Source organism: Candidatus Centipeda massiliensis, from assembly GCF_900290285.1.
GTDB classification, from domain to species: domain Bacteria; phylum Bacillota; class Negativicutes; order Selenomonadales; family Selenomonadaceae; genus Centipeda; species Centipeda massiliensis.
The window spans coordinates 452657-479547 of the sequence record NZ_LT985754.1; the positions used below are offsets into that span (position 1 = coordinate 452657).

Below are 26891 nucleotides of genomic sequence, written 5' to 3' on the forward strand. Positions count from 1 at the left end.
CTCCGAATTAAGCCTCGAGTACGGCGTCCGGCTCGATGGTCTTGGCGATCTTCTTAATTTCTGCGACGATCTCGTCGAAGCGCGCGTCGTCCGCGTCGAGCGTCATGCGCTCGCTGAGGAAGTTGATGCGCACCTTGTTCACGCCCGCGATCTTTGCCGCAGCATCCTCAATCTCTTGAGCGCAGTGAGCGCAGTCGATATCGCGAAACTTGAATGCCTTTTTCATGGGTATCCGCTCCTTTATTTAAATGATATATGAACAACTATTCACATATTGTGATTATAAGGGAGGAGGAAGTGTTTGTCAACATGCAGTATTTTTATTTTTGCAAGAAAAAGTGGCTGCTGCACGAGCGCCCCTATCGGCTCGCTGCGTTCGCCACTTCCCCCGCTCTGGCGGGGGAAGCTGATATGCCGTGATTCACGTAACCAGCCTCCCCCGTCGAAACGGGGGAGGGGGACCGCGTAAGCGGTGGAAGGGGGGCTTGTAGCGCGATATCGCTGACATAATAACAAAGGCTGTCGCACGAAGCTAGAAAACTTCGTGTGACAGCCTTTTCTTTGAAGAATATCTTACAGCTTAAACTTCGACGCGATGTCGTTGAGCTTTGTCGCGGTCTGTGCGAGTGCCTCGGCGTTGTCGCTCACGTCATGCAGGCTCGCGCTCTGCTCCTCGGAGGCGGCGGCGACAGTCTCGGCGTTCGCACCGGTCTTTTCAGCGACGGCGCTGATGTTCTGGACGTTGCCGACGACATCCTGCATATCGTTCGCCGTGTGGTCGACCGCCTGGCTGATCTGCTCGATGTTCGCGCGGACATCTTCGAGGCGGCTGCGGATGGAGTCGAAGCTCTTTTCCGTTGCAATCGTGACTTCCTCGCTTGCCGCGGCCTTCTCCTCGGCGCTCTCGATGGCATTGGCGGCGACTTGAATGCTCTCGACCATCTTGGCAATCGTCTGCTCGATCTCGTTTGTGGCGGCAGAGCTCTGCTCCGCGAGCTTCCTGACCTCCTCGGCGACGACAGCAAAGCCGCGTCCTGCCTCGCCTGCACGCGCCGCCTCAATGGCCGCGTTGAGTGCGAGGAGGTTTGTCTGACCCGCGATTTCACGGATGGTAGTGACGACGTTCTTGATGGCATCGGAGCTCGTGACGAGCTTTTCAGAGACCTGTGCAATCTCGGTCATGGCGTTGCTGACAGTATCATTCTGCTGGACGAGCTGATGGATGTACTTCATACCCTGGTTCGCGTCGTCCACCGCGTCGCATGCGGTCTGGTTCGCATGGACACCGCTCGCGCTCATCTCCTCGGTGCGCGCGCTGACCTGCTCAATGGCGGTCGTAATCTCGCTGATGCTGCTGTTGTTGTGTACCGCATCGGAGGCGACATCCGTGATCGTGTGGGCGATGCTCTCGGAGACCTGCATCTGTGACTGGACAGAGTTCGAGAGGTCGCCGCTTGCCTTGGTGAGGTTGTCCGCCTCCGTCTGGATGGAGCGGACGATGTGGTGCAGCGCATCCTTCATTTCGAGCATTTCGTTTGCCATATCGCCGATCTCGTCGTTCCACAGCGCACGTGTGCCCTGGAACGAGAGGTCAAGTTTGCCGAGCTTGCCGACTTCACCGCGCAGCTTGGTAAGACGGCCGGCGAGTTTCCGTGCGTACCATGTCGCCGCCGCGCCAATCACGATAATGCCAACGATGCTGATGGTGAGCACGATCATAAAGATGTGATCGACGTTGCTGTTCAGCTTCTCAAGCCGCTGCTCCTGCACAGCAGTCTGGGTCTCGGCTGCCTTGTCAAAGAGTGCGTCGATCTCGTCTGTCTTCTTGCGCAGTTCGGTGGATGCCGCCGTCGCCGCCTCAATGTCGTTGCGCTGGTAGAGGGCGATGATGTTCTTCGTCTTCTCTGTATAGTCGTGCACTGCCTTGCGCAGTTCCTCGCCGCGTGCCTTCGCGTCGGCGTTGACCGCATTGTCGGCAAACGTGCTGAGATTCGCGTCCGCCTTCTTGAGCGCGTTCTCCGTATCCGTTGCACGGCTCGAATCGCGCGTGATGATGTAGCCGCGCAGCTCGCTCAGCCCTTGATGAAAGTCATCCTCCGCCTCAAGCAGCGTGATGCTGTTCTTGACCGTCACGGAAAGCAGATGCTGATAATCGGCACTCGTCGACTTGAACTCATAGAGTACGACGGCGAGCAGCACGATCATCAGTGCGATGACGCTGCCGACGAGTCCCGTGAGCTGCAGCCCGATGGGCATTCGCTGTCCCATAGTGATCTCCTCCTCATTCTTTTTCCCGTACCGCATGGCTGTTCCCGTGCAGTCACGCAGCATAAACCGTGTGCGTGGTTATTTTGCACCCGATGAGGCGCTATGTCAATGATTTTTTTAATCGAAAGAAAAAAATTTTAAAAAAAGGGGCTTTTCACTATTGCGTCCACGGCATGAATATGATAAATTTACTTCCGTAATTTCTGCTTTGACCGTGCATCGAGTGTCCGCTGAGGACAATGGGGGCGGTGCATGGCTGCGTTTGGAACGATTAGCCGACCTTGGTGGGGGAGCACCTCGGGACTTGGCCGGTTGATTAGTGTCTGCACGACGGAATTGTTTATCATAAAGAGAGATTGTGCATGGACGACCAAATGATAGCAGAAATATGGGCTGGCGCATTGTCAGCCTTTTTTTTGCCCAAAATACGGTACAATACTGTTGCATCACCCATGATTTGTCGATACCCATAATATAGGACGACATTGCATTACACGGAGGTAATGGTATGGCACTTTTTGAGGGAATTGGAAGAATCGGCGACTATGCGCAGATGAAGAACCTCAGGCGCGAGATGAAGTACCGCATCAAGACGGGGCAGAGCCTTGCACAGGCGATGGGGACGCCCGTACAGCCGAGCAGAGTGCGAGCGGATGAGGCGCAGAAGACGAACAAAAACAGCGACGCGAACCGCGAGCTGCAGATTCGGCAGAAGCTGCGGCAGGGACAGAAACTCTCTGCGACGGATAAGCAGTACCTGAAGGAGAACAACCCCGACCTTTATGAGAAGGTCGAGCGGATCGAGGAGCGCCGCGAGGTGCTCGCGCGTGCGCTGAAACGTGCCAAGACGAAGGATGAGGCGCTGCGTGCGGTCGCACAGGCGAACATCGCCGTGCTTGCCGAGATGAAATCGGGCAGCGGTGATGCGCCGAGCTTTCACGGCATCGGCAGCGGCTCCGCTGAGGGAAGTGCGCCCTCGCCCGTGATGACGGAGGGCGGTGCGGATGCTGCGGGAGATGCACTCGATGCACCGCTGACGGAGGGCGGCGCTGCCGCACCGACGAGTGGAGAGATGCAGGGGGCACTCGGTCGTGAGGCGCTCGGAGAGGAGGGCGCGGGCGCACAGACGGCACAGACGGCGGAGCATACGGCGGCTGCGGACGCCCATGACGCGGAGGCAGAGAAGAAGGGCTTCCAGCCGGGACCCTCAACGCGCGACCAGTACGGCAACCGCCGCGTACTCTCGCGCGCGGAGATGGAGAATATGCTTCGCCAGGCGCAGGAGTCCGGCAAGCTCACCCCGCTCGACAGCGAGAAGGTCTACCTCCTGCGCGCCCTGCAGCGCGAGTGGATGGAGTACGCGAACTCCGAGGACTATCAGAGCCTCCCCAATACCGCGCTCGACGCGGCAGAGGAGGAGGAGCGCGGCGTGCGCCGCAAGAGGTGCGCAGATACGGACATCATATCGATGCGCCCCGCACCGCGTCCTGCCGAGATCCTCGCTGCGCACCGCTACTATCATGCGGCGTACGGCGGGGAAGCATTTGAGGCAAAAGGATGATTTCTTTAGAAAGGATCCATTATGTTTACATTCAAAGGGGAGGGGTTCCCCGCTTTTCACGGTATTGTCCCGCAGATTCATGAGGAGGCGTTCGTCGCCCCGCAGGTGTTCCTCTCGGGCGATGTGCGCATCGGGCAGTATGCAAGCCTCTGGCCGGGCGTGGTTGCACGCGGGGATGTGGACTACATCTCCGTCGGATTTTGCAGCAACATACAGGATCTTACCTGCCTCCACGTCGCGGACGATGCCCCCTGCATCATCGGGGACTATGTGACGGTCGGGCACTGTGCGTGCATCCATGGCTGCGAGATCGAGGATCACGTGCTCATCGGCATGGGGGCGACTGTTCTGACGGGGGCGAAGATCGGACGCGGCTCGATTGTCGCGGCGGGTGCCGTCGTCAAGGAGAACGCCGTCATCCCGCCGAATTCGCTCGTGGCGGGCGTGCCTGCAAAGATCGTGCGTGAGAATATGGATCGCGTCGCGACCATCCACGCGCAGGCGCTCAAGTACAAATGCGAATGGTCTGTGGAGTACGGCGTCTATCCCGAGATTGGCGGGGAACGCTACCACGGCGAAAAGATCATCTGATGGCGGCGGAAGAGGATCTCGTCCGGCAGCCACACGGCAAAGAGCAGCAGATCAAGATGGAGATCGTCTCCATGATTCACGGCGGCGAGTCGCCCTACGATGTCATCTTTCACGTCGCCAAATGGCTTGAGCAGACATCGGGGGAGCCTGGCTATGCGCAGTATGTCGAGGATGCCATGCGCGCCGTGTACGGCTGTGCGCTCGAACATGTCCGCCCGATGGAGGACGAGCTGCACGATGTGGAGGCACGGCTCGTGCGCATCCGCGCCGCCTACGATAAGCCGGAGTTCACTGAGGAGGAGAAGAAGCGGATCCGCTTCGCCATTGACCTCCATGTGAAGAACATCGCGCGTCTCAAGGAGTGCATTGCACGCGCCAAGGCGAACGGTGAGGCAGCGGAGATCGTGAAGAATTAGGGAAGCACTGATAAATTCAGCACCACCGTCTTGGCACATCTTTTCCGCCCTCTCTTTGTCGACAAATCCTCCACATAGCCCTTGCTATGCGTCCGGTTTGTCTCCTTGACAGGACGAAAAATCTGCACCAACTCGGCGGACTTCATTTTATCAGCGATTCCCTAGGGAAACACTGATAAAATTATACATAAAAATCATAAAGCTCATACCTTGCGTGTATGAGCTTTTTTGTGATAAAATACAGGCACAGCCTACAAATTGTAGGATGATTTCGAGAACTGTTGAAGATGTCGGCAGGAGGAGAGTATCATGAAGATTTCTACCGTCAAGAAAGTTTTTGCGGTCGGGGCGATCCTTGCGGCGGCAGCAGTACTCCTTGCGGGGTGCAACGGTACCTCCGATGTGGAGGGGAAGAAGTTCCTCAACATCGGCACAGGAGGCACGGCGGGGACGTACTATCCGATTGGCGGCGCCATTGCGGAGGTGCTGAACAAGGAGATCCCGGGGATGAGTGCGAGCGCCCAGAGTACGGGCGCCTCCGTTGCCAACATCAATATGTTGGGCGACGGTGAAATCGACCTCGCGACGGTGCAGAATGACATTGCATACTATGCCGCACATGGGACGGAGATGTTCAAGGACAAGAAGGTCGACGGACTGCAGGGCATTGCCTCGCTCTATCCCGAGACCTGCCAGTTCGTGACGCTGAAGTCCTCTGGCATCAAGAGCCTTGCAGAGCTCAAGGGAAAGCGCGTTGCTGTCGGGGCGGTGGGCTCAGGGGTGGAGGCAAATGTGCGCCAGATCCTCGCAGCATACGGCGTGACCTATAGCGACATCGACGCGCAGTACCTGTCCTTCGCGGAGGGCGCGAGCGCGCTCAAGGACGGCAACGTGGATGTCGCCGTGCTCACGGCGGGCTATCCGACGGCGTCCGTGCAGGACATTGCCTCACAGAATCCCGTGCGGCTGCTCCCCGTGGAGGAAAAGATCGCGGACGATCTGATCGCGCAGTATCCGTTCTACACGAAGACGGTCATCCCTGCAGGAACGTATGCGGGTTTTGATGAAGAGGTGTCAAGCGTCGCTGTCATGGCGATGCTCGTCGCCGGCCCCACGGTGAATGCCGATCTCGGCTACAGCATCACGAAGGCGATCTTCGGGAATCTCGATCGCCTACAGGCTGCGCACGCCGTCGGCAAGCAGATCACGAAGGACACGGCAAAGGCGGGGATGTCCCTGCCGATGAACGCAGGTGCGGAGAGGTATTTCGACGGCAAATGAGTGCAGCCGTGCTGCGCGTCCTTCGACGGCGATGCGGAACTGTCTTGTATACCCATGTATACCATCATACAAGGAACCCCCTGCTTGCGTGCGGAGGGCTCCTTATGATAAGATACGTTTATTATCGCCGCATGCGACGATAGTTCGAGAACTTTTCATATTTTATCATGGAGGGAAAGAACATGAATATCTCTACCGTAAAGAAAATTTTTGCGGCAGGTGCGGTCCTTGTATTCTCTGCCGCGCTTCTCACCGGCTGCGGCGGCAATTCCGCCTCGTCGGGAGATAAGAAGTTCCTCAACATCGGAACCGGCGGCACAGCGGGCACCTACTATCCGATTGGCGGCGCGATTGCCGAGGTGCTGAACAAGGATATACCGGGCATGAACGCGAGTGCGCAGAGCACGGGCGCATCCGTTGCGAACATCAATATGCTGCGCGACGGTGCGGTCGACCTCGCGACGGTGCAGAACGACATTACCTACTACGCCGTGAACGGGACGGAGATGTTCAAGGACAAGAAGGTCGACGGCCTCCAGGGCATCGCCTCACTCTATCCTGAGACCTGCCAGTTCGTGACACTCCAGTCCTCCGGCATCAAGAGCCTCTCCGAGCTCAAGGGCAAGCGTGTCGCCGTCGGTGCGGCAGGCTCGGGCGTCGAGGCGAATGTGCGTCAGATCCTTGCGGCGTATGGCGTCAGCTATGACGATATCGATGCGCAGTTCCTCTCGTTCGCCGAGGGTGCCAGTGCGCTGAAGGATGGCAATGTGGATGTCGCCGTGCTCACGGCGGGCTATCCGACGGCGTCCGTGCAGGACATTGCCTCGCAGAACCCCGTGCGGCTGCTCCCCGTGGAGGAAAAGATTGCGGACAAGCTGATCGCGGAGTATCCGTTCTACACGAAGACCGTCATTCCTGCGGGCACCTATGCGGGCTTTAATGAGGATATTCCGAGCGTTTCCGTCATGGCGATGCTCGTCGCCGGCTCCACGGTGAATGCCGATCTCGGCTACAGCATCACGAAGGCGATCTTCGGGAATCTCGATCGCCTACAGGCTGCGCACGCCGTCGGCAAGCAGATCACGAAGGACACGGCAAAGGCGGGGATGTCCTTGCCGATGAACGCAGGTGCGGAGAAGTACTTTAACGAGAAATGAGAGCCTATGCGATAGCGCTTTGCGCAGCGGTTCTTCTCGTTGCGCTTGATATTTTGAGCGCACCGGCACTCTTTCTTCAGGCGGACGGAAAGAAGATCGTGCTCGCGCGGCAGATCCGCGATGAGGTACCCTTTACGATCCACTTCATCCACTCCGTGCAGAAGACTCCCGTCGAGGAGTTCCTGACCGCACACGCGGACGGGCATTTTCACCTCGCGGGCACGCGCTATCAGTCGCACGGCGTGGGACTGCCGTTCCTCTCCGAGGAGGGAACGTTTCGGCAGGAGGGGGACTACTTCGTCCTCGATATGGAACGCGACTACAAGGAGCTGAGTCTCCGCACGGGCGTCGGCACGGAGCTGACCATCACGGCGGGGGAGCGCACCATCCCTGTCTATGAGATGTACCCCGTCGGCACGCGCATCGATCTCGTTGTCGCACCGCTGTATACGTATTTTCTATGATGTTACCGAGGCTGCCGGTCGGCGGCCTCATCTTTCTTTTGTTGACCTTTTGCGAAATATTGTGGATATGAATCGAGCTTAGCCGGATGGGTGCGAAATCCCTAAGCAAAACCTAGAGAAGCAAGTGAGAAAAGTGTGCGGTACGCCCCCCTGTGGATTTTATTCGTTCAAGCGCAGCGCGTTTGGAATCCGCAGGTATTGGGGAATCACGAACGCAATGATGCTGTTCAGATTGGTGCAGATTTTCCGTCCTATCAAGGAGATAAACCGGAAGCATAGCGGTGGCTATGCTGAGGATTTATCGACGCAGAGAGGGCGAAAAAGATGTGCCAAGATGGACAACTGAATGCGTCCGTGATTCCCTCGCGTACAAGCGCACGATCACTTGCGCAACGAGGTTTCTGCGTGGGATTCGCACTTATCATGAACGATATCAAGGATGTGAACTCTCTATGACCGATCACAAGACTGCCGAAGCAGTCCTCAAGAAATACGACCGTGAATCGAATACCGTCCACTATGCGGGCTGGCCGAAGAAGATTGTCGCCGCCATCGCCATTACATTCTCTGTCTTTCAGCTCTATACGGCGACCTTCGGCGTGCTCGATGCCCAGCTGCAGCGCGCCATTCATCTCGGCTTTGGGTTGGCGCTCGCCTATCTCCTCTATCCCTTTCGCCGCGCATGGACGCGGGACAACTTCTTTCATCCCATCGACATCCTCTTTGCCGTCCTCGGCGCGGCGGCACCCGCCTACATCGTCATCCAGTACCGTGAACTCGTGACGCGTGCAGGCAGTGTATCAACGCCGGATGTCGTCGTGGGCGGGCTCGGGATCCTGCTCGTCATCGAGGCGACGCGGCGCGTCGTCGGGCTGCCAATGGTGACCGTTGTCCTCTGCTTCCTCGCGTATGCCTTCCTCGGTCCCTATATGCCGGGCGTTTTGGCGCACCGAGGTCTCTCGGTCGAGCAGCTTGTCAGCCACCTCTACTTTACGACGGAGGGCATCTTCGGCATCCCGCTCGGCGTCTCCTCTACGTTCATCTTCCTCTTTATCCTCTTTGGCGCATACCTTGAGAGCACGGGACTCGGCAAGTTCTTCATCGACCTCGCAAACGCCGTTGCGGGGTGGGCGAGCGGCGGTCCCGCGAAGGTCGCCGTTCTCTCAAGCGGTCTGATGGGGACCGTCTCGGGCAGCTCCGTCGCAAACGTCGTCGGAACGGGGTCACTTACCATCCCGATGATGAAGAAGCTCGGCTACCATCCGAACTTCGCGGGCGCCGTCGAGGCGGCGGCATCCACGGGCGGACAGCTCATGCCGCCGGTCATGGGGGCGGCAGCGTTCCTCATGGCGGAGTTTGTCGGCGTCTCCTACATCGAGGTGGTCAAGGCGGCAGCGATCCCCGCACTCCTCTACTTTACAGGCGTCTGGCTCGGCGTGCACTTCGAGGCAAAGCGGAAGAAGCTCAAGGGCATTCCGCGCAATGAGCTGCCAAACCCGCTGACCCTCATCAAGGAGCGCGGACATCTTGCGATCCCGCTCGTCGTCATCGTCTACCTTCTCGTCTCGGGCTACACGCCCATGCGTGCGGCACTGGTCGCCATTGTCCTTTCCATCGCCTGTGCCATGTTGCGCAAATCCACGCGCATGAAGCCGATCGAGATCGTCTACGGGCTTGAGCGCGGTGCGAAGGCGGTACTCGGCGTGCTCATCGCCTGTGCGGCGGCGGGCATCATCATCGGTGTCGTCACGAAGACGGGCGTCGGGCTGCGCCTCGCCTCCGGACTCATCGAGATGGCGGGCGGCATGCTGCTTCCCGCGATGTTCTTCACCATGATTACGGCAATCGTCCTCGGCATGGGCGTGCCGACCACGGCGAACTACGTCATCACCTCGACCATTGCCGCGCCCGCGCTCGTGCAGATGGGCGTGCCCATCCTCGCGGCGCACATGTTTGTCTTCTACTTCGGCATCATTGCCGATGTGACGCCGCCCGTCGCGCTCGCCGCTTATGCGGGGGCGGGCATCAGCGGAGGCAATGCGCTCAAGACGGGCGTACACGCGTCGAAACTTGCGATTGCGGCGTTTATCATTCCGTACATCTTCGTCCTCTCACCCGTCATTCTGATGGTCGACGCAACCCCGCTGACACTCATTGTCGCGACGCTCTCCGCGCTCGCGGGCATGATCGCCGTCAGCTCCGCACTCTGCGGCTTCCTCGCCGATCACTGTCGCCTGTATGAGCGCGTCCTGCTCATCGTCGCCGGCCTTCTCATGATCAAGCCAGGCGGCACGACCGATCTCATCGGCTGCGCACTCTTCGCCGTCATCCTTGCCATGCAGTATATGCGCGTGAAGAAGGCGGCGATATAAACTTCGTCATTGCACGATAAAAGAGCCTTTCCTGCATCGTGCGGGAAAGGCTCTTTGTGTGTTCTTTTTTAGTTTTTGTCGTTCGGTGTGATGTCGATCGGAGCGTCCTCAAGCACCTGCTGCTCCTCTTCGGGCTTACGCCTGCGGAGGAAGAAGAATGCACCCGCGCCGATGAGGATGACGACGAGGACGATGGTGCCGATGATCGCCGTTTTGTGCCAGAGGCGAAACGCGACCTCGATCTTCGACGACTCACCCGTCACGAGCGTCTTGCCGAGGTTCCATGTGAGCTGCTTGCCGTCGTTCTCCGAGCGGTCGGCGTTCGAGTTTGTGGGCACAACGGGCAGCGTCATCTGATACGTGAACGTGATGTTGCTCGCGAATGCACCCGCGCCGCCGCCGTTCTGGCTGCCCTCAAAGAGAAGGTCGAAGTTGTAGTCCGTGTAGAACAGGCTCTTGTTCACGGTGATGCCCGTATTCTTGCCCTCGTTTGCCTTGAAGAAGTCATTCTCCGCGAGCTTGTCGACCGAAGCGTAGTGCTCCGTGATCTCGTAGCCCGACATATTCTCCTTCGTCACGGGCGTGACCTGTGCGTCGGGATTCTTCGTCGTCGTCGCCGTCTTGCTCTGCTCGACAATCTCGGCGAGCATCGGCACACTGACGAGCGTGGTCTTGAGGTCGGCGCTGCCGTCCTCGTTGATAACGACATTTACGTCGCCGCTGAAGCAGCCGCTTGTGAGCGCGAGCGCACCGATCATCAGTGCCCCAAGCAGCGTGCGCATACGGTTTCTGCACGTTTCGATAAACATAAAATACCTCCCAAATATCTCCCAAACAAAGTCATTTTCATTCTACATGAGCGCATCGCATTTTGCAAGGTGACGATTGGCACAAAGTTTTTTTGCACAAGAGTTGACAAGAAAACATATATGTTATATATTTACACGCATATAAAAAATATATGTATTATAAAAGGGGGATGGGACAATGGCAGCGAACACGGGAGCAGGAAGCCACGGGCATGAGCACGCCCACGGTCACGATCATGTGCATGGGCATGCACACACCCACACGCATGACGGGCATACGCACGAACATCATCACCACGATCATGGCCATGCACATGGGCACAGTCATGACCACGATCATGCGCATGAGCACGGCACATGGCAGCCGCACACGCATGACGCGGCGCATCCGCACGTCCACGGCGGTGTGAACGACTACATGAAGGCGGTCTCGGACTACCGCAAGACGTTCCCGTCGAAGCAGGATGTTCTCGAACAGACACCCGATCCCGCCGTGCGCGAGATGTTGCTGCACATGGAGCAGATCGGCTGTGATACGGCGTTCGACCGCTTTGACAAGCAGCAGCCGCAGTGTGCGTTCGGCATGGCGGGGGTTTGCTGCAAGAACTGCAACATGGGACCGTGCAAGATCACACCGAAGAGCCCGCGCGGGATCTGCGGCGCGGATGCCGATCTCATTGTTGCCCGCAACCTCCTGCGCAGCGCGGCGGGCGGCGTGGCACAGCACGGTGCTCATGCACGCGAGGTTCTGCTCTCTCTGAAATTCGCAGCCGAGGGTAGGCTGAAGCTGCCTCTGCTCGGCGAAAAGCGCATCCGTGAGGTGTGCAAGGCGTTCGGCATCGAGACGCGCGGGCAGTCGACGAAGCGTCTCGCGAGCAAGCTCGCTGACGTGCTGCTTGAGGATCTTGCGCGTCCCGTTCCCGGTGAGTATCGTTCCATTGCGGCACTTGCGCCCGCCGAACGCAAGGAAGTGTGGGAGAAGCTCGACATTCTTCCCATCAGTGCGTACAACGAGGTGTTTGATGCGTTCCACCGCACAGGCTGCGGCACGGACGGCGACTGGCAGAGCACGATGAAGCAGTTCCTGCGCTGCGGTCTGGCGTTCTGCTACACGGGCGTGGTCGCGGCGAACATCGCGACGGATGCGCTCTTCGGCGTCGGGCATCGCGCGACCTCGAAGGTCAACGTCGGTGCGCTCAAAAAGGGCTGGGTCAACATCGCCGTCCACGGGCATCTGCCGACGCTTGTCAGCGAGATCGTCCGCATCGGCAAGACGGAGGAGTTTGTTCGGCTGGCAAAGGAGCACGGCGCGGAGGGCATCCAGTTCTACGGGATCTGCTGCTCGTGCCTTGCGGCGATGTACCGTTACGAGGGGGTGATTCCACTCTCGAACGCAGTTGGCGCGGAGCTGGTGCTCGGCACGGGGGCGCTCGATCTCTGGGTCGCTGACGTGCAGGACGTGTTCCCGTCCATTATGGATGTGGCACGCTGCTTTAAGACGACGGTTGTCACGACGAGCGATGCCGCGCGTCTGCCGGGCGCGGAGCACTACGCCTACGATCACCACCACTCCAATGTGGAGGACACGGAGAAGATCGCACGCAAGATTGTGACGCGCGCCATCGAAAGCTTTGCCGCACGGCGCGACATCCCTGTCTTTATCCCGGCATACGAGGTGACGGCAGAGATCGGATTCAGCGCGGAGTCCGTGCGCGAACGCTATAACGGCTACGGCGCGCTTGCGGAGGCGCTGAGGTCTGGGAAAATCCGCGGCATTGTGAACATGGTCGGCTGCAACAATCCGCGCGTCGTCTACGAGCGTGCGATTGTGGACATCGCCGAGGAGCTCATCAAGAACGATGTTCTCATCTTTACGAACGGCTGCGCCTCATTCCCCCTGCTGAAGCTCGGCTATTGCAGTCTGTCCGCACTCGAAAAGACGGGTGCAGGGCTGCGTTCCGTCCTCGGGGAGGATCAGCCGCCGGTCTGGCACATGGGCGAGTGCGTGGACAACACGCGTGCCTCGACCATCCTCGGAGGAGTGGCGGCGGAGGCAGGCGTTGCAATCAAGGATATGCCATACGCCTTCACCAGCCCCGAGTGGGCGAACGAAAAGGGGCTGGATGCCTCGCTCGCGTTCCGCCTGTTCGGCATCGACTCCTATCACTGCGTCGAGGCTCCGATTCACGGCTCGACGAATGTCATGAACTTCCTCAAGCGCGACACAAAGGAGACGCTCGGCGCAGTCATGACCGTGGATACGGATGCGAAGCGTCTTGCTGCGAAGATTCTCGCGGATCTTGACGCACAGCGCGCGGCACTCGGCTGGGCGGAATGCGCACCCATTGCAGCGGCGGCAGACAGCTCGGCGGAGCTTGCCGAGACGGCAGAGGAACTGGCGGAGGTCGGTGCATGAGGCGGCTCGTTCTCGCCGCATTCATACTCATCCTCTGTGCTGCGGCGTTCGTTGGATTCCGCTCAGCAGAGGAGCGCGACCCGCGCACCGTACGTATCGCCTATCTGCCGACCACCCATGCCCTGCCGCTCATCGCGCAGCAGGAGAGGGAGACGGCGGACGGTCCTGTGCGCGTGGAGCTGATTCGCTATGGCTCGTGGCCGGAGCTGATGGATGCGCTGAATACGGGACGCGTCGACGGCGCGTCCGTCCTCATCGAGCTTGCCGTCAAGGCTCGCGAACAGGGCATTGATGTGCGTGCAGCCACCCTCGGCCACAGGGATGGCAACATCATCGTTGCACTCCCCACGGTGCAGTCGGCGGAGGATCTGCGTGGCAAGGTCTTTGCCATCCCGCACAAGCAGTCCACGCACAAGCTGCTCCTCGACGAGCTGCTTACGCGCAGCGGCATGACCGAGGCGGATCTCACCGTTGTCGAGATGACACCGCCCGAGATGCCCGCCGCACTCGCGCAGGGACAGATCGCGGGCTACTGCGTCGCCGAGCCGTTCGGGACACAGGCGCTCCTGCTCGGTACGGGCCACATCCTCGCACGCAGCGACGAGCTGTGGGAGGACAGCCCGTGCTGCGCCCTCGTCTTTCACGGCGATTTTGCAGAGGAACACACGGAGCTCGCCCGCGCGGCGGTACGTGCCTACCTCGATGCGTCGGAGCACTTGACGGAGCATCCGGAGGAGCAGGCGAAGATCGCAGGGCACTTTCTCAAGACGCAGCCCGATGTCCTCGCCGCCTCCTTCGACTACATCTCCTACGAGAGTCCCATCCTCAGCCGTGCCGCGTATGACGATCTTGCGTACCGTATGAGGGCGGAGGGGCTGATCGCGCGAATTCCCTCCTATGAGGAGTTTGTGGATCAGCGATTATTGCCGTAAATGAAAGGACTGTAGCCTATGCAGACACTGCGTCACCTCCTCGGCGGCGCCGCCGTCACCATTCTCCTCTGGCAGATTCTCTGTACGGTCGGCGACTGGAATGAGGCGCTGTTTCCATCACCGCCGAGAACTCTCGCGGGACTTGGTGAGCTGATTGCGAGCGGCGTACTTGCCTACGATATCGCCGCGAGCCTCCTCCGCTTCGCCGTTGGCTACCTCTCCTCCGTCCTCATCGCACTCGTGCTTGGACTGGTGCTTGGATGGTACAGTCGCGTCTGGGCGTATCTCAGTCCCATTGCACAGGTGCTGCGCCCCGTCTCGCCCGTCGCATGGCTGCCGTTCATCGTCCTTTTCTTTGGCATCGGCGAGGCACCTGCGATTGCCATCATCTTCCTCGCCGCATTCTTCCCTGTCCTCCTTTCGACCATTGCCGCCGTACAGAAGATCGAGCCCGTCTACCTGCGCGTTGCGCAGAACTTCGGCATCGGGCAACCACAGCTTTTCACAAAGATCCTGCTGCCCGCCGTATTCCCGCAGGTTGCAACAGGACTGCACCTCGCGCTCGGTACAGCGTGGGTCTTTCTCGTCGCGGGCGAGATGGTCGGTGCACAGTCGGGGCTCGGCTTCCTCATCATCGACGCGCGGAACAACCTCCGCGCCGACCTTCTGATGGCGGCGATTCTCGTCATCGGCGTGCTCGGGCTGGCGCTGGACAGTGTCATGGGGCTGGCGGAGCGTCGGCTCTATCGGCGTTGGGGCATGGGAGGAAAGGCATGAGCTACATTGAGATCGCGGATGTTTCCCGCGTTTACCACAAAAATGGAACGGAGTTCCACGCCCTCCACCATGTGAGTCTCGCGATTGAGCGCGGCGAGTTTATCTGCCTGCTCGGTCCCTCGGGCTGCGGCAAGTCGACGCTCCTTGCGGCACTTGCGGGCTTTGACCGCGTGACGAGCGGCAGCATCCGCATTGCGGGCGAGGAGGTGTGTGCGCCGCATATCAAGAACGTCACCATTTTTCAGAACTACGGGCTGCTCCCGTGGCGCACAGTCGAGAAAAACGTGGAGCTGGGACTTGAGAGTCTCAGTACGCCGCCTGCAGAGCGCACGGAAATTGCGCGGAAGTATCTCGCTGTCGTCGGGCTCGAACACTTTGCACACAGCCATCCGCCCGAGCTCTCGGGCGGGATGCAGCAGCGTGTCGCCATCGCTCGGGCACTTGCCGTCGATCCCGACATCATCTTTATGGACGAGCCGTTCGCCGCGCTCGACGCGATCACGCGCATGGGACTTCAGGACGAGATCTCGGCGATCTGCCGCAACGAGGGAAAGACCATCATCTTTGTCACGCACGACATTGACGAGGCCGTTGTCCTCGCCGACCGCGTCGTTGTCATGACACCGAACCCGGGGCAGGTGCGCTGTGTCATTCCTGTCGACCTCCACGGTCGTCGCGACCGCACGAGTGCCGATTTCCTCCGGATTCGCGACCGCATCTTCGCCGCATTCGAGATGAAGCCGAAGGATGGCACCGAATACTATATATGATAAAAGTCCTATATTTTTTCATATTATAGAAGGAAAAACGACAGGGACAGCGAATAGTAAGGGAGAAGAAAAGCAACCATAGAGGATAGGGAAGGATGGAAAATATGTCGATGAGAATACAGAGTCAGGCACAGGCCGCCTACGTTGCAACACAGCAGGCACTCGCCCCGCTCACGGGGAAAAAGGCGGAGGCAGTCAAGACTCCGGACGAGCCGCAGAAAGCCGCCGGCGGGCTGAACGCTCCCGCATACAGCGTCGAGATCAGTGATGCGGCGCGTGAGAAGTACGCTGCCGCACAGCGCGGCGCGGCGGCGGAAGACCAGCAGGGCGCGAGCACGACAGCAAAGCCGACGCTGACGGCACCAGACGGGGCACGCGCCGCCAAGACGGCACCGGTAGCTGCAAACAATGCAAGCGCTGTGAAGGCGCAGGAAAATCCGACCGATGAGCAGGAGCAGCCTGTGCCCGCCGATGACGATGCGGCGGCGGAGGTCGGCGCTCCGAACGAAGAGGATGGGGACAAGCAGAGCAGTCCGCTCGAAGCACGCCTCCAGAAGCTGCGCAAAAAACTCGCCGACGCCAAGCGCGCCGCTGTCCCCGACGACGAGAAGAAGTCACGCGTCGCAGAGATCAAGCGTCAGATTCAGACACTCGAAGGACAGATTGCCGCACAGAAGAGCCACGGTGCGTGATGTTTCTCGGTTAGCTGTGCGGTGCTGCACAGGTGACCGCGGGGGCTGGGGCTGTTGCGCGAAGTTTTCTAACTGCGTGCAACAGCCCCTCGTGCAATTTACCGCCGATCCGCAGGAGAAGCTGCCGCAGATCGTCTACTGGCTCATGGGCTCGCTTGCAAGTGTCAAGTTCGATGGGCTGCTGCTCATCCTGCCCGCGTATCTTGCGGCACTCACGCTGCTGTTCCTCTATCGTTGGCGCATCAACATCCTCGGCATGGGCGAGCAGGAGGCACCGTCGATGGACGTTGCCGTTCGGCGTGACCGCGCCGTCATCATTCTCGCCGCGACGCTCGTCACTGCGCTCGTCGTCAGCATCTCCGGCATCATCGGCTGGGTCGGCATCACTCATCTCGCGGAGCAGCCCTATACGAACATCTCGGGCGGCGAGCGTCAGCTCGTCCTGCTTGCGGCGGCGCTTACGCAAAGCCCTGCGTTCCTCATCCTCGACGAGCCGACGGCGCACCTTGACTTTGGCAACGCACACCGCTTCTTGGGTCTCGTCCTGCGCCTCCACGCGCAGGGCATCGCTATCCTGATGACGACGCACTTCCCCGATCACGCGCTTTACCTCGCGGCGGAGACACTTGTCTTAAAAGATAAGACCCTCTGGAAGCACGGCGCTGCGGCGGATGTCATCGACGAGGAGGGCATGACCGCGCTCTACGGACTGCCCGTGCATATCGGTCAGATCGGCACGCGCACGGTCTGCGTCGGCGGGGATATTGCGTGAAGTTCGCGTCTTGAAATTTGAAATGTGCTGTGCTATACTATGCCTAGGCAAGGACGAACTGATACAGGCGTCACAAACGACGAAGCCCCCGTAAGAAAGGCGATTCTTACGGGGGCTTCTCGCACATTTATGGGGCGTGCTCACCTTGGGCTAGCTACTCAACGAAGGCAGCTGTCTAGCCACTGGCAAATATAATAGGCTATTATACTTGCTATGACGGCCTGCGCAAAGGTACGAACTGACATGACATCACCCCCTCTGCTACTTGAGTGTTGGGGCGAGTAGCATGAACAGTATAGCACAATATTTATTGTCGAGAAAGGAGGAGGATACCTCATGGCACACGATGATGAGCCGAAGATGCTCTTTCCCGAGATATATGATCGTCGGCATTTGAATGCGCTGTATCGTGAGATTCCTCTTACGGACAACAAGTCGCGTTTGCTGCGGAAGTATTTTAATGCGATGGCGAATCTCTACGGCATTATCACGCTGCGTGAGGCACTTGCGGTCATTCGGCATTTCAGTCCGCGCACGCCTCTGACGGATGAGGAGTTTCTTGCCTTTGCGGAGATTGCCCGCCACGAGTGCGAGGAGTACTGGATTTTGGGGCTCGATGAGCTCTATATTGATGCGCCTGTGAGCGATCCGCTCGACCGTGAGATCATCCATCTGCTGCTGTTTGACTCGGAGGATGACCGCTATCATGCAACGCTGAGGAATCAGGTGGACAAGCCCCTGTACATGCCGGAGAGCAAAGAGGCACTGCTCGCCTATGATCGTCTGTTTGACATTGACCAGACGCCGCAGCAAACAGCGTTCTCTGATTTCCTAAGGGCACGTATGCCGTCCGACTGGTCGGCGGCTGAGCGCAGGCACGTCCTTTATGATATTTTTGATATGCTTCGGATTGATGTCGATACGAACAGTCTGGTCAGCTTCATGGATGATCTGGGCATCCATGTGATGAACGAGAAAGATGTCGAGCACTTTGCGGAGCTCTATATGGACTGTGTGAACAATACCCGTCTCTTTGCAAATCGCGGATATACGCCGCATGAACTTGCCGCGATGCAGCCGGCGGATTACTACGAGCAGCCGCAGACGGTATCCATCGGTCCGCAGATGCGTGCGATGCTTGCCAGCGGCGATATGACCGTGGAGGATTTGCGGCAAGAGTTCCTCACGGTGGATCTTCCGCATGAAAATATACGCAAAGCGTTTCTGGCGGAACTTGATGCGGTTGCGGCGGAGCTTGACGTGTTGAAAAAGAAGGAGAAGGTCGGGCGCAACGAGCCCTGTCCCTGCGGCAGCGGAAAGAAGTATAAAAACTGTTGCGGCAAATAATGTGTACATTGGTGCAAGAAAATTTCACAAAACGAAAATATGCCCTTGACACGGATGCTGACGATGTAGTATGATACAATGACCTATTGAATAAGAATGGGGTTTTGTGCGCCTTTTTTCGGGGAGGGTCAGCCTTCGCGGCTCGTGTTAGAAAGGATCATGGAGCAAGGTATTCGGATGGTTGCCTTGTTCTTTTTGTGTCTTTTCAATAAGGTGCGCAAATGCCATTGTGATAATCCAGCGAAAGGGTGACAGCGTTCATGTTCAATCCTGTGTCGGTCGGCCGTCGCACCCGGTACAGCTACGCGCGTATCAAGGAAGTTATGGAGATGCCGCATCTCCTCGACATCCAGCGCACAAGCTACCAGTGGTTTTTGGAGGTGGGACTCGCGGAGATCTTCCGCGATATCTCGCCTATTCAGGATTTCTCGGGGAATCTGATCCTTTCGTTTGAATCATTTGCGCTCGGCGAGCCGAAGTACGATCTCGACGAGTGCAAGGAACGTGACGTGACCTATGCCGCGCCCCTGCGCGTGAATGTGCGCCTTGTGAACCGCGAGACGGGCGAGATCAAGGAACAGGAGGTCTTCATGGGCGATTTCCCGCTCATGACGGATACGGGCACGTTCATCATCAACGGCGCGGAGCGCGTCATCGTCAGCCAGCTCGTCCGCTCGCCCGGCACCTACTACGGTGTCGAGATCGATACGACGGGCAAGGAGCTGTTCAACGCGACGATGATTCCGAACCGCGGCGCGTGGATCGAGCTTGAAACGGATGCGAACGATGTGGTGTCCGTGCGCATCGACCGCACGCGCAAGATGCCCGTGACGTATCTGATTCGTGCGCTCGGCTATGAGAGCGATGCGGAGATCCGTGCGCTCTTCGGCGACGACCCGCGTATCCTCGCGACGCTTGAGCGCGATACGGATGAGGTCAAGACGCGCGGCAAGGCGGTCATCGAGATCTACCGCCGTCTGCGTCCGGGCGAGCCGGCGAACGAGGACAATGCACGGCAGCTGCTTGAGGTGCTGTTCTTTGACCCGCGCCGCTACGATCTCGCGACGGTTGGGCGCTACAAGCTGACAAAGAAGCTCGGGTGGCGCCGCCGCCTCCTCGGTAAGGTGCTGGCAAATCCGGTCATTGACAAGGAGACGGGCGAGATCGTCTTCCCAAAGGGCGAGCCGATTACGCCGGAGATGGTCGACGCCGTGAGTGCAGAGCGCGAAATGGCGCTCTTTGGCGAGGGCGAGATCGTCGCCTTTGATGTGCAGAAAGCGGATGGCGAGATCCATCGGATGCTCTGCGCGCCGACGCGTGATTACCAGTATCGCACGATCACGCGCGAGGATATCATGGCGGCGATCAGCTACCTCTTGGGGCTGATGGATAAATTCGGAAATACGGATGACATCGACCACCTCGGCAACCGGCGCGTCCGTGCGGTCGGGGAGCTGCTGCAGAATCAGTTCCGCATCGGTCTGTCGCGCATGGAGCGCGTTGTGCGTGAACGCATGTCGATCCAGGAGACGGAGAGCATTACGCCGCAGGGGCTGATTAACATTCGCCCCGTTGTGGCGGCGGTGAAGGAGTTCTTTGGCTCCTCGCAGCTCTCGCAGTTTATGGACCAGCACAACCCCCTCTCGGAGCTGACGCACAAGCGCCGCCTCTCGGCACTCGGCCCCGGCGGCCTCTCGCGTGAGCGCGCGGGCTTCGAGGTGCGCGACGTGCACAACTCGCACTATGGGCGTATGTGCCCCGTCGAGTCGCCGGAAGGTCCGAACATCGGCCTGATCGGTTCGCTCGCGAACTATGCGCGTGTAAACCAGTTCGGCTTTATGGAGACTCCGTACCGCCGCGTGGACAAGGAGAACCGCTGCGTGACGGACGAGGTGCGCTATCTGACGGCGGACGAGGAGGACGAGCTCATCATCGCGCAGGCGAACGAGCCGCTCGATGAAAATGAGTTCTTCGTCAACGAGCGCGTTACGGCGCGCTGCCACGAGGAGACGGGGCTGCACCCGCGTGACCGCGTGGACTATATGGACGTGTCACCGCGTCAGGTCTTTTCGATTGCGACGGCGATGATCCCGTTCCTTGAGAACGACGATGCGAACCGTGCGCTCATGGGCGCGAACATGCAGCGCCAGGCGGTTCCCCTGCTCAAGACGCAGGCACCGCTCGTCGGTACGGGCATGGAGTACAAGGCTGCGTGCGACTCGGGCGTCATGGTGCTCGCAAAGCACAGCGGCGTCGTGAGTGAGGTCACGGCGAATACGATCACCGTCCGTACGGATGAGGGCGCGTTCGACAACTATAAATTGCAGAAATTTGTCCGCTCGAACCAGGCGACGTGCATCAACCAGAAGCCGCTCGTCTATGTGGGTGACCGCGTGGCGGAGGGGCAGCCCATCGCCGATGGACCCTCGACCGATAACGGTGAGCTGGCACTCGGCTACAACATCATCGTTGCCTATATGCCGTGGGAGGGGTACAACTACGAGGACGCGATCCTCCTCAGTGAGAACCTCGTCAAGCGCGACCTCTACACCTCGATCCACATTGAGGAGTACGAGTGCGACGCGCGCGATACGAAACTCGGCCCCGAGGAGATCACGCGCGACATTCCGAACGTTGCAGAGGACGCGCTCAAGGATCTCGATGAGGAGGGCATTGTATCCATCGGCGCCGATGTGCGCCCCGGTGACATCCTCGTCGGCAAGGTCACGCCGAAGGGCGAGACGGAGCTGACGGCAGAGGAGCGTCTCCTGCGTGCGATCTTCGGCGAGAAGGCGCGCGAGGTGCGCGACACCTCCCTGCGCGTCCCGCACGGTGAGGCGGGCAAGATCATCGATGTGAAGATCTTTACCCGTGAGAACAACGACGAACTCCCGCCGGGGGTCAACCGTCTCGTGCGCGTCTACATCGCGCAGAAGCGCAAGATCTCCGTCGGTGACAAGATGTCCGGCCGCCACGGCAACAAGGGCGTTGTCTCGCGCATCATGCGTCAGGAGGACATGCCGTTCCTGCCGGACGGCACACCCGTGGACATCGTGCTGAACCCGCTCGGCGTGCCGTCGCGTATGAACATCGGTCAGGTGCTCGAAACGCATCTTGGCATGGCGTGCCGCGTGCTCGGGCAGCGCATCAAGGCGGGGGATCCGACGGTGGAGGGTGACCTTCGCACGGCGGGCTATGATTTTGATCAAAACGGGATGCCTGTGCCCGACGTGGCGGGCATCCACATCGCAACGCCCGTCTTTGACGGCGCAAGCGACGACGATGTATTCGGCACGATTCGCGCGGCGGGACTGCCCGACGACGGCAAGACGGTGCTCTACGACGGCCGCACGGGCGAGCCGTTTGAGAACCGCGTCACGGTCGGCTGCGTCTATATGCTGAAGCTGCATCATCTTGTTGATGATAAGATTCACGCGCGTTCCACGGGACCGTACTCGCTCGTCACGCAGCAGCCTCTGGGCGGCAAGGCACAGTTCGGCGGACAGCGTTTCGGCGAGATGGAGGTCTGGGCGCTTGAGGCGTACGGTGCGGCATACACCCTGCAGGAGATCCTGACGGTGAAGTCCGACGATGTGGTCGGCCGCGTCAAGGCGTATGAGTCCATCGTCAAGGGCGACAACATCCCAGAGCCCGGCGTTCCCGAGTCCTTTAAGGTGCTCATCAAGGAGCTGCAGGCGATCGGCCTTGATATCAAGGTGCTCAACGAGGACGCGAAGGAAATCGCGATCCGCGACGAGGAGGACGAGGACATCGGGGAGAAGGCACGCAGCCTCGACCTCGATGTTGCGGGGGTCGATGAGAACGCCGCTGCACCGCCTCCGCCCGCAGACTCCTATGACGAGGAGGATGAGGAGGAGGTCTCGGACGACGATATCATCGCGCACATTGGCAGCGAGGATGATCCCGTGGATGATATGGATTCGCTCATACATGACAGACTGGATGACATCGATCTGCCGAGTGAGGATGATCTATAAGGAAGCACTGATAAATTCAGCCCATCATCTTGGCGCATCTTTTTCGCCCTGCCTGTGTCAACAAATCCTCCACATAGAACAGTGACTATGCGTCCGGTTTGTTTCCTTGGCAGGACGAAAAATCTATCGCCAATCTGAAAGACTTCATTTTATCAGCGATTCCTTGAAGGGAGTGGCATCTGTTGCTGGATGTAAACAATTTTGACTCAATGCGGATCGGACTCGCTTCCCCCGACAAAATTCGTGAGTGGTCGCACGGCGAGGTAAAGAAGCCGGAGACGATCAACTATCGCACGCTCAAACCCGAGCGCGACGGTCTCTTCTGCGAGCGCATCTTCGGACCGACACGCGATTGGGAGTGCCACTGCGGAAAGTACAAGCGCATCCGCTACAAGGGGGTCGTCTGCGACCGCTGCGGCGTCGAGGTGACGCGTGCGAAGGTGCGCCGTGAGCGCATGGGGCATATCGAACTCGCTGCGCCCGTCTCGCATATCTGGTATTTCAAGGGCATCCCGAGCCGCATGGGACTCATCCTCGATGTGTCCCCGCGCTCTTTGGAAAAAGTCCTCTATTTCGCCTACTACATCGTCATTGATGCGGGTGAAACCGATCTCAAGAAAAAGGAACTGCTCTCCGAGCGCGAGTACCACGATGCGCTTGAGAAGTACGGCAATACGTTCCGCGTCGGCATGGGCGCGGAGGCGATCAAGGAGCTGCTGGAAGAACTCGATCTTGAGAAGATGAGCGAGCAGCTCCGAAACGATGTGAAGACGACCTCCGGACAGAAGAAGGTGCGTGCGATCCGCCGCCTTGAGGTGGTGGAGGCGTTCCGCAAGTCCGGCAATCGCCCCTCGTGGATGATTATGGACGTTGTGCCGGTCATCCCGCCCGATCTGCGCCCGATGGTGCAGCTCGACGGCGGGCGCTTTGCGACCTCCGACCTCAACGATCTCTACCGCCGCGTCATCAACCGCAACAACCGCCTGCGCCGTCTGCTCGACCTCGGTGCGCCCGACATCATCGTGCGCAACGAGAAGCGGATGCTGCAGGAGGCGGTGGACGCGCTGATCGACAACGGCCGCCGCGGCCGCCCCGTCACGGGACCCGGCAACCGTGCGCTGAAATCCCTCTCGGATATGCTCAAGGGCAAGCAGGGGCGGTTCCGTCAGAACCTCCTCGGCAAGCGCGTCGACTACTCGGGGCGCTCCGTTATTGTCGTAGGCCCCGAGCTGAAGCTGCATCAGTGCGGTCTGCCGAAGGAAATGGCGCTCGAACTCTTTAAGCCGTTCGTCATGAAGAAACTGCAGACGGACGGTGCGGCGCACAACATCAAGTCGGCAAAACGTATGGTCGAGCGTGCGCGTCCCGAGGTCTGGGACGTGCTAGAGGATGTCATCAAGGAGCATCCCGTTCTGCTCAACCGTGCACCGACGCTGCATCGCCTCGGGATTCAGGCATTCGAGCCGGTTCTCACCGAGGGGCGTGCGCTGAAGCTGCATCCTCTCGCGTGCACGGCGTACAACGCGGACTTTGACGGTGACCAGATGGCGATTCATCTGCCGCTGTCGGCGGAGGCGCAGACCGAGGCGCGCGTGCTCATGCTCGCGGCGAACCACATCCTCGCACCGAAAGACGGCAAGCCCATCATCGTACCATCACAGGACATGGTGCTCGGCTCGTACTACCTCACGAAGGTGCGCCCCGGTGCGAAGGGCGAGGGCAAGGTCTTTACGGGCATTGCAGAGGCTCTGCTCGCCTATCAGGAGAAGGTGCTTGACCTGCAGGCGGAGATTCGCGTGCAGATCGCGGGCTATGGACTCGTCCGCAGCTCTCTTGGACGCCTTATCTTCAGCGAGATTCTGCCGGAGCCGCTGCGGCACTACCGGCAGAATGCCGAGACGGGCGAGTGGAGCCTCGGCGTTCTCATGAACAAGAAGGAGCTGGGGAGGCTCGTTGCAAACTGCTATGACCACTTCGGCGCGACCAAGACCGCCGAGGTCATCGACAATGTGAAAAATCTCGGCTACCACTACGCCTGCATTGCGGGCATGACGGTCGCCGTCTCCGATGTCATCGTGCCGCCGAAGAAGAAGGATATCATTGCGGAGACGCAGAGCGTTGTCAACAAGGTTGAGCGCCAGTTCTCGCGTGGTCTGATCACGGAGGACGAACGCTACAGGAAGGTCGTCCAGCTCTGGACAAAGGCGACGGACGATGTCGCGGACGCGATGATGGACAATATGGATCCGTTCAACCCCATCTTCATGATGGCGGACTCGGGCGCACGCGGCAACAAGCAGCAGATGCGCCAGCTCGCGGGGATGCGCGGACTCATGGCTGACCCGTCCGGCAAGATCATCGACCTGCCGATCACGGCAAATTTCCGTGAGGGACTCACGGTTTCCGATTACTTCATCTCCTCGCACGGGGCGCGCAAGGGACTTGCCGATACGGCTCTGCGTACGGCGGACTCGGGCTATCTGACGCGCCGTCTCGTCGACGTGGCACAGGATGTCATCGTCCGCGAGGAGGACTGCGATGTGTCTGCGATCAACCTTCTGCAGGTGCGTGCACGGCTCGCGGAGTCTGCATTTGACGCACTTGAGCTGCTCGTGGAGAGCCTGTTGGGGCGCCTCCTTGCGGCGGCGATCTACGATCCCGAAACGAAGGAAGTCCTCTATCCGCAGGATACCGTCCTTGACGATGAGGTCTTGGAGGGGATTGGCGAGCGCGATATCCGTGAGATCATGGTGCGCGGCTCCTCCGTGAGCGTGGAGGGCGCGGTCAGCAATGCGATGGTCACGGAGAGCATCACGCTCGGTGAGCCGGATGTGAAGAAGCGCAAGAAGGTGCGCGCAGCGATCATCCGTGAACTCAGCGGCAAGGAAGTCGTGCGCGATGCTGTGCTGGATGACGGTACAGTGCTCGCAGCCGAGGGGGATCTGCTCACGGATAAGATGGTGGATGCCATCATCAACTCGGAGCTGCATGAACTCCACATCCGCAACAACAATGTGCGCGGCATCGAGGTCGAGGCGATCACGGAGGGCACGGGGGTCATCGAGTCCCTTGCTGACCGCATCGTCGGACGCGTGCTCGCCGAGGACATTGTGGACGAGGCGACGGGCGAGACAATCGCCCATATCAACGACCCCGTAGACGAAGAGCTTGCGAAGCGGATTGAGGGCGTGCGCAAGCGCGTCGCTATCCGCAGCGTCCTGACCTGCAAATCCCAGTTTGGCGTCTGCATGAAGTGCTACGGACGCGACCTTGCCAACCAGGCGGAGGTCGAGATCGGTGAGGCGGTCGGCATCATCGCCGCGCAGTCCATCGGCGAGCCGGGCACGCAGCTCACGATGCGTACGTTCCACTCGGGCGGTGTCGCGGGTGACGATATCACGCAGGGTCTGCCGCGCGTCGAGGAGCTTTTCGAGGCACGCAAGCCCAAGCACAACGCGATCATCGCGGAGAACGAGGGCGTCGCCCACATCGACGACACGGGCAAGGGCATGCGTACGGTCACGATCACGCCCGAGGGCGGCGTGCCGCGCGAGTACTCCGTACCGTTCGGCGCACGCATGGCTGTGCGCGACGGCATGGAGCTGAAGATCGGCGACAAGATCACCGAGGGGTCCATCAACCCGCACGATATCCTGCGCGTCTGCGGCCTGCAGGCGACCCAGCGCTACCTCGTCTACGAGGTGCAGAAGGTCTACAAGTCGCAGGGCGTTGAGATCAACGACAAGCACATCGAGGTCATGGTGCGGCAGATGCTGCACAAGGTCAAGATCGAAGAGTCCGGCACGACGGAGTTCCTGCCCGGTGAGTACATCGAGATCAACGCATTCGAAGCGGCGAATACCAAGGCAATCGAGGAGGACGGTGAGCCGGCTGTGGCGAAGCCCATCCTGCTCGGCATCACGAAGGCGTCGCTCGCGACGGACTCCTTCCTCTCGGCGGCATCCTTCCAGGAGACCACGCGCGTCCTCACAGACGCCGCGATCAAGGGAAAGATCGATCCGCTCGTCGGACTCAAGGAGAACGTCATCATCGGCAAGCTCATCCCCGCAGGTACGGGCATGACCCGCTACCGCAACCTCGAAATCGTCGACTTTGCGCCGCAGGTCACGGAGGAGGCCGAGGAGGAGGAGATCGTCGAAGAGGTACACGAGGAAGTCGATCTCTCGCGGCTGGAGCATCTGACGAACTGAGCTGTTGCAATTTGATGGCGGAAGTGTTATAATTCGTCTAGAAACAACGACATGATG

General features: G+C 59.5%; 20 protein-coding genes. 16 read left to right on the plus strand and 4 right to left on the minus strand.

What is annotated here, in order from left to right; all coding sequences use genetic code 11:
• Positions 1-7 precede the first annotated feature (7 nt).
• Positions 8-226, minus strand: coding sequence for a cation transporter (locus tag C8273_RS02250; RefSeq protein WP_106626202.1), 219 nt, complete (start codon positions 224-226; stop codon positions 8-10).
• A gap of 347 nt (positions 227-573) precedes the next feature.
• Complete coding sequence (locus C8273_RS02255; protein ID WP_106626203.1) at positions 574-2268, minus strand: methyl-accepting chemotaxis protein; 1695 nt, start codon at positions 2266-2268, stop codon at positions 574-576.
• Between the two features lie 508 nt (positions 2269-2776).
• Here C8273_RS02255 and C8273_RS02260 point away from each other — a divergent pair.
• The 3 genes from C8273_RS02260 to C8273_RS02270 are packed head-to-tail and all read left to right on the plus strand — an operon-like array spanning position 2777 to position 4836.
• Complete coding sequence (locus C8273_RS02260; RefSeq protein ID WP_106626204.1) at positions 2777-3829, plus strand: hypothetical protein; 1053 nt, start codon at positions 2777-2779, stop codon at positions 3827-3829.
• Between the two features lie 21 nt (positions 3830-3850).
• Complete coding sequence (locus C8273_RS02265; RefSeq protein WP_106626205.1) at positions 3851-4420, plus strand: gamma carbonic anhydrase family protein; 570 nt, start codon at positions 3851-3853, stop codon at positions 4418-4420.
• Entirely contained in the window at positions 4420-4836 is a 417-nt protein-coding gene (locus C8273_RS02270; RefSeq protein WP_106626206.1) for a hypothetical protein, read from the plus strand. The genes C8273_RS02265 and C8273_RS02270 overlap by 1 nt, the downstream gene beginning before the upstream one ends.
• On the opposite strand, the gene C8273_RS12950 is transcribed toward C8273_RS02270, so the two are convergent.
• Positions 4833-4982, minus strand: a complete 150-nt coding sequence (locus C8273_RS12950; protein WP_234343797.1) for a secretion protein HlyD — start codon at positions 4980-4982, stop codon at positions 4833-4835. The genes C8273_RS02270 and C8273_RS12950 overlap by 4 nt on opposite strands.
• Positions 4983-5145: 163 nt before the next feature.
• On the opposite strand from C8273_RS12950, the gene C8273_RS02280 reads away from it, so the two are divergent.
• The 4 genes from C8273_RS02280 (at position 5146) to C8273_RS02300 (ending at position 10110) form a co-directional block, all read left to right on the plus strand.
• Positions 5146-6117: a TAXI family TRAP transporter solute-binding subunit gene (locus C8273_RS02280; protein ID WP_106626207.1), complete on the plus strand. Its 972-nt coding sequence runs from the start codon at positions 5146-5148 to the stop codon at positions 6115-6117.
• Positions 6118-6299: 182 nt separating this feature from the next.
• Complete coding sequence (locus C8273_RS02285) at positions 6300-7274, plus strand: TAXI family TRAP transporter solute-binding subunit (RefSeq protein ID WP_106626208.1); 975 nt, start codon at positions 6300-6302, stop codon at positions 7272-7274.
• Complete coding sequence (locus tag C8273_RS02290; protein ID WP_106626209.1) at positions 7271-7738, plus strand: DUF1850 domain-containing protein; 468 nt, start codon at positions 7271-7273, stop codon at positions 7736-7738. Before C8273_RS02285 ends, C8273_RS02290 begins: the two co-directional genes overlap by 4 nt.
• Before the next feature lie 452 nt (positions 7739-8190).
• Entirely contained in the window at positions 8191-10110 is a 1920-nt protein-coding gene (locus C8273_RS02300) for a TRAP transporter permease (protein WP_106626210.1), read from the plus strand.
• Between the two features lie 68 nt (positions 10111-10178).
• On the opposite strand, the gene C8273_RS02305 is transcribed toward C8273_RS02300, so the two are convergent.
• Positions 10179-10892, minus strand: coding sequence for an EGFR-like transmembrane domain-containing protein (locus tag C8273_RS02305; protein WP_106626824.1), 714 nt, complete (start codon positions 10890-10892; stop codon positions 10179-10181).
• A gap of 205 nt (positions 10893-11097) precedes the next feature.
• Between C8273_RS02305 and cooS the strand changes: the two genes are divergently transcribed.
• The 9 genes from cooS (at position 11098) to rpoC (ending at position 26834) form a co-directional block, all read left to right on the plus strand.
• A complete protein-coding gene (gene cooS, locus C8273_RS02310) occupies positions 11098-13335 on the plus strand; it encodes an anaerobic carbon-monoxide dehydrogenase catalytic subunit (RefSeq protein WP_106626211.1) in 2238 nt (745 codons plus the stop codon).
• Positions 13332-14267, plus strand: a complete 936-nt coding sequence (locus C8273_RS02315; protein WP_106626212.1) for an ABC transporter substrate-binding protein — start codon at positions 13332-13334, stop codon at positions 14265-14267. Before cooS ends, C8273_RS02315 begins: the two co-directional genes overlap by 4 nt.
• An 18-nt stretch (positions 14268-14285) precedes the next feature.
• Positions 14286-15044 carry an ABC transporter permease gene (locus C8273_RS02320; RefSeq protein ID WP_106626213.1) on the plus strand — a complete coding sequence of 253 codons (759 nt, stop codon included), beginning with the start codon at positions 14286-14288 and terminating at the stop codon, positions 15042-15044.
• On the plus strand, positions 15041-15814 hold the full coding sequence (locus C8273_RS02325; RefSeq protein WP_106626214.1) for an ABC transporter ATP-binding protein: 774 nt from the start codon (positions 15041-15043) through the stop codon (positions 15812-15814). The genes C8273_RS02320 and C8273_RS02325 overlap by 4 nt, the downstream gene beginning before the upstream one ends.
• A 104-nt stretch (positions 15815-15918) precedes the next feature.
• Entirely contained in the window at positions 15919-16506 is a 588-nt protein-coding gene (locus C8273_RS02330; protein WP_159060729.1) for a FlxA-like family protein, read from the plus strand.
• A gap of 76 nt (positions 16507-16582) precedes the next feature.
• Positions 16583-17278, plus strand: coding sequence for an iron chelate uptake ABC transporter family permease subunit (locus tag C8273_RS12955; RefSeq protein ID WP_234343799.1), 696 nt, complete (start codon positions 16583-16585; stop codon positions 17276-17278).
• A 336-nt stretch (positions 17279-17614) separates the two neighbouring features.
• Positions 17615-18625 carry an SEC-C metal-binding domain-containing protein gene (locus tag C8273_RS12960; RefSeq protein WP_234343801.1) on the plus strand — a complete coding sequence of 337 codons (1011 nt, stop codon included), beginning with the start codon at positions 17615-17617 and terminating at the stop codon, positions 18623-18625.
• 260 nt (positions 18626-18885) lie between these two features.
• Positions 18886-22623, plus strand: a complete 3738-nt coding sequence (gene rpoB, locus C8273_RS02345; protein WP_106626216.1) for a DNA-directed RNA polymerase subunit beta — start codon at positions 18886-18888, stop codon at positions 22621-22623.
• A 209-nt stretch (positions 22624-22832) separates the two neighbouring features.
• Positions 22833-26834: a DNA-directed RNA polymerase subunit beta' gene (gene rpoC / locus C8273_RS02360; RefSeq protein WP_199821006.1), complete on the plus strand. Its 4002-nt coding sequence runs from the start codon at positions 22833-22835 to the stop codon at positions 26832-26834.
• Positions 26835-26891: the final 57 nt, after the last annotated feature.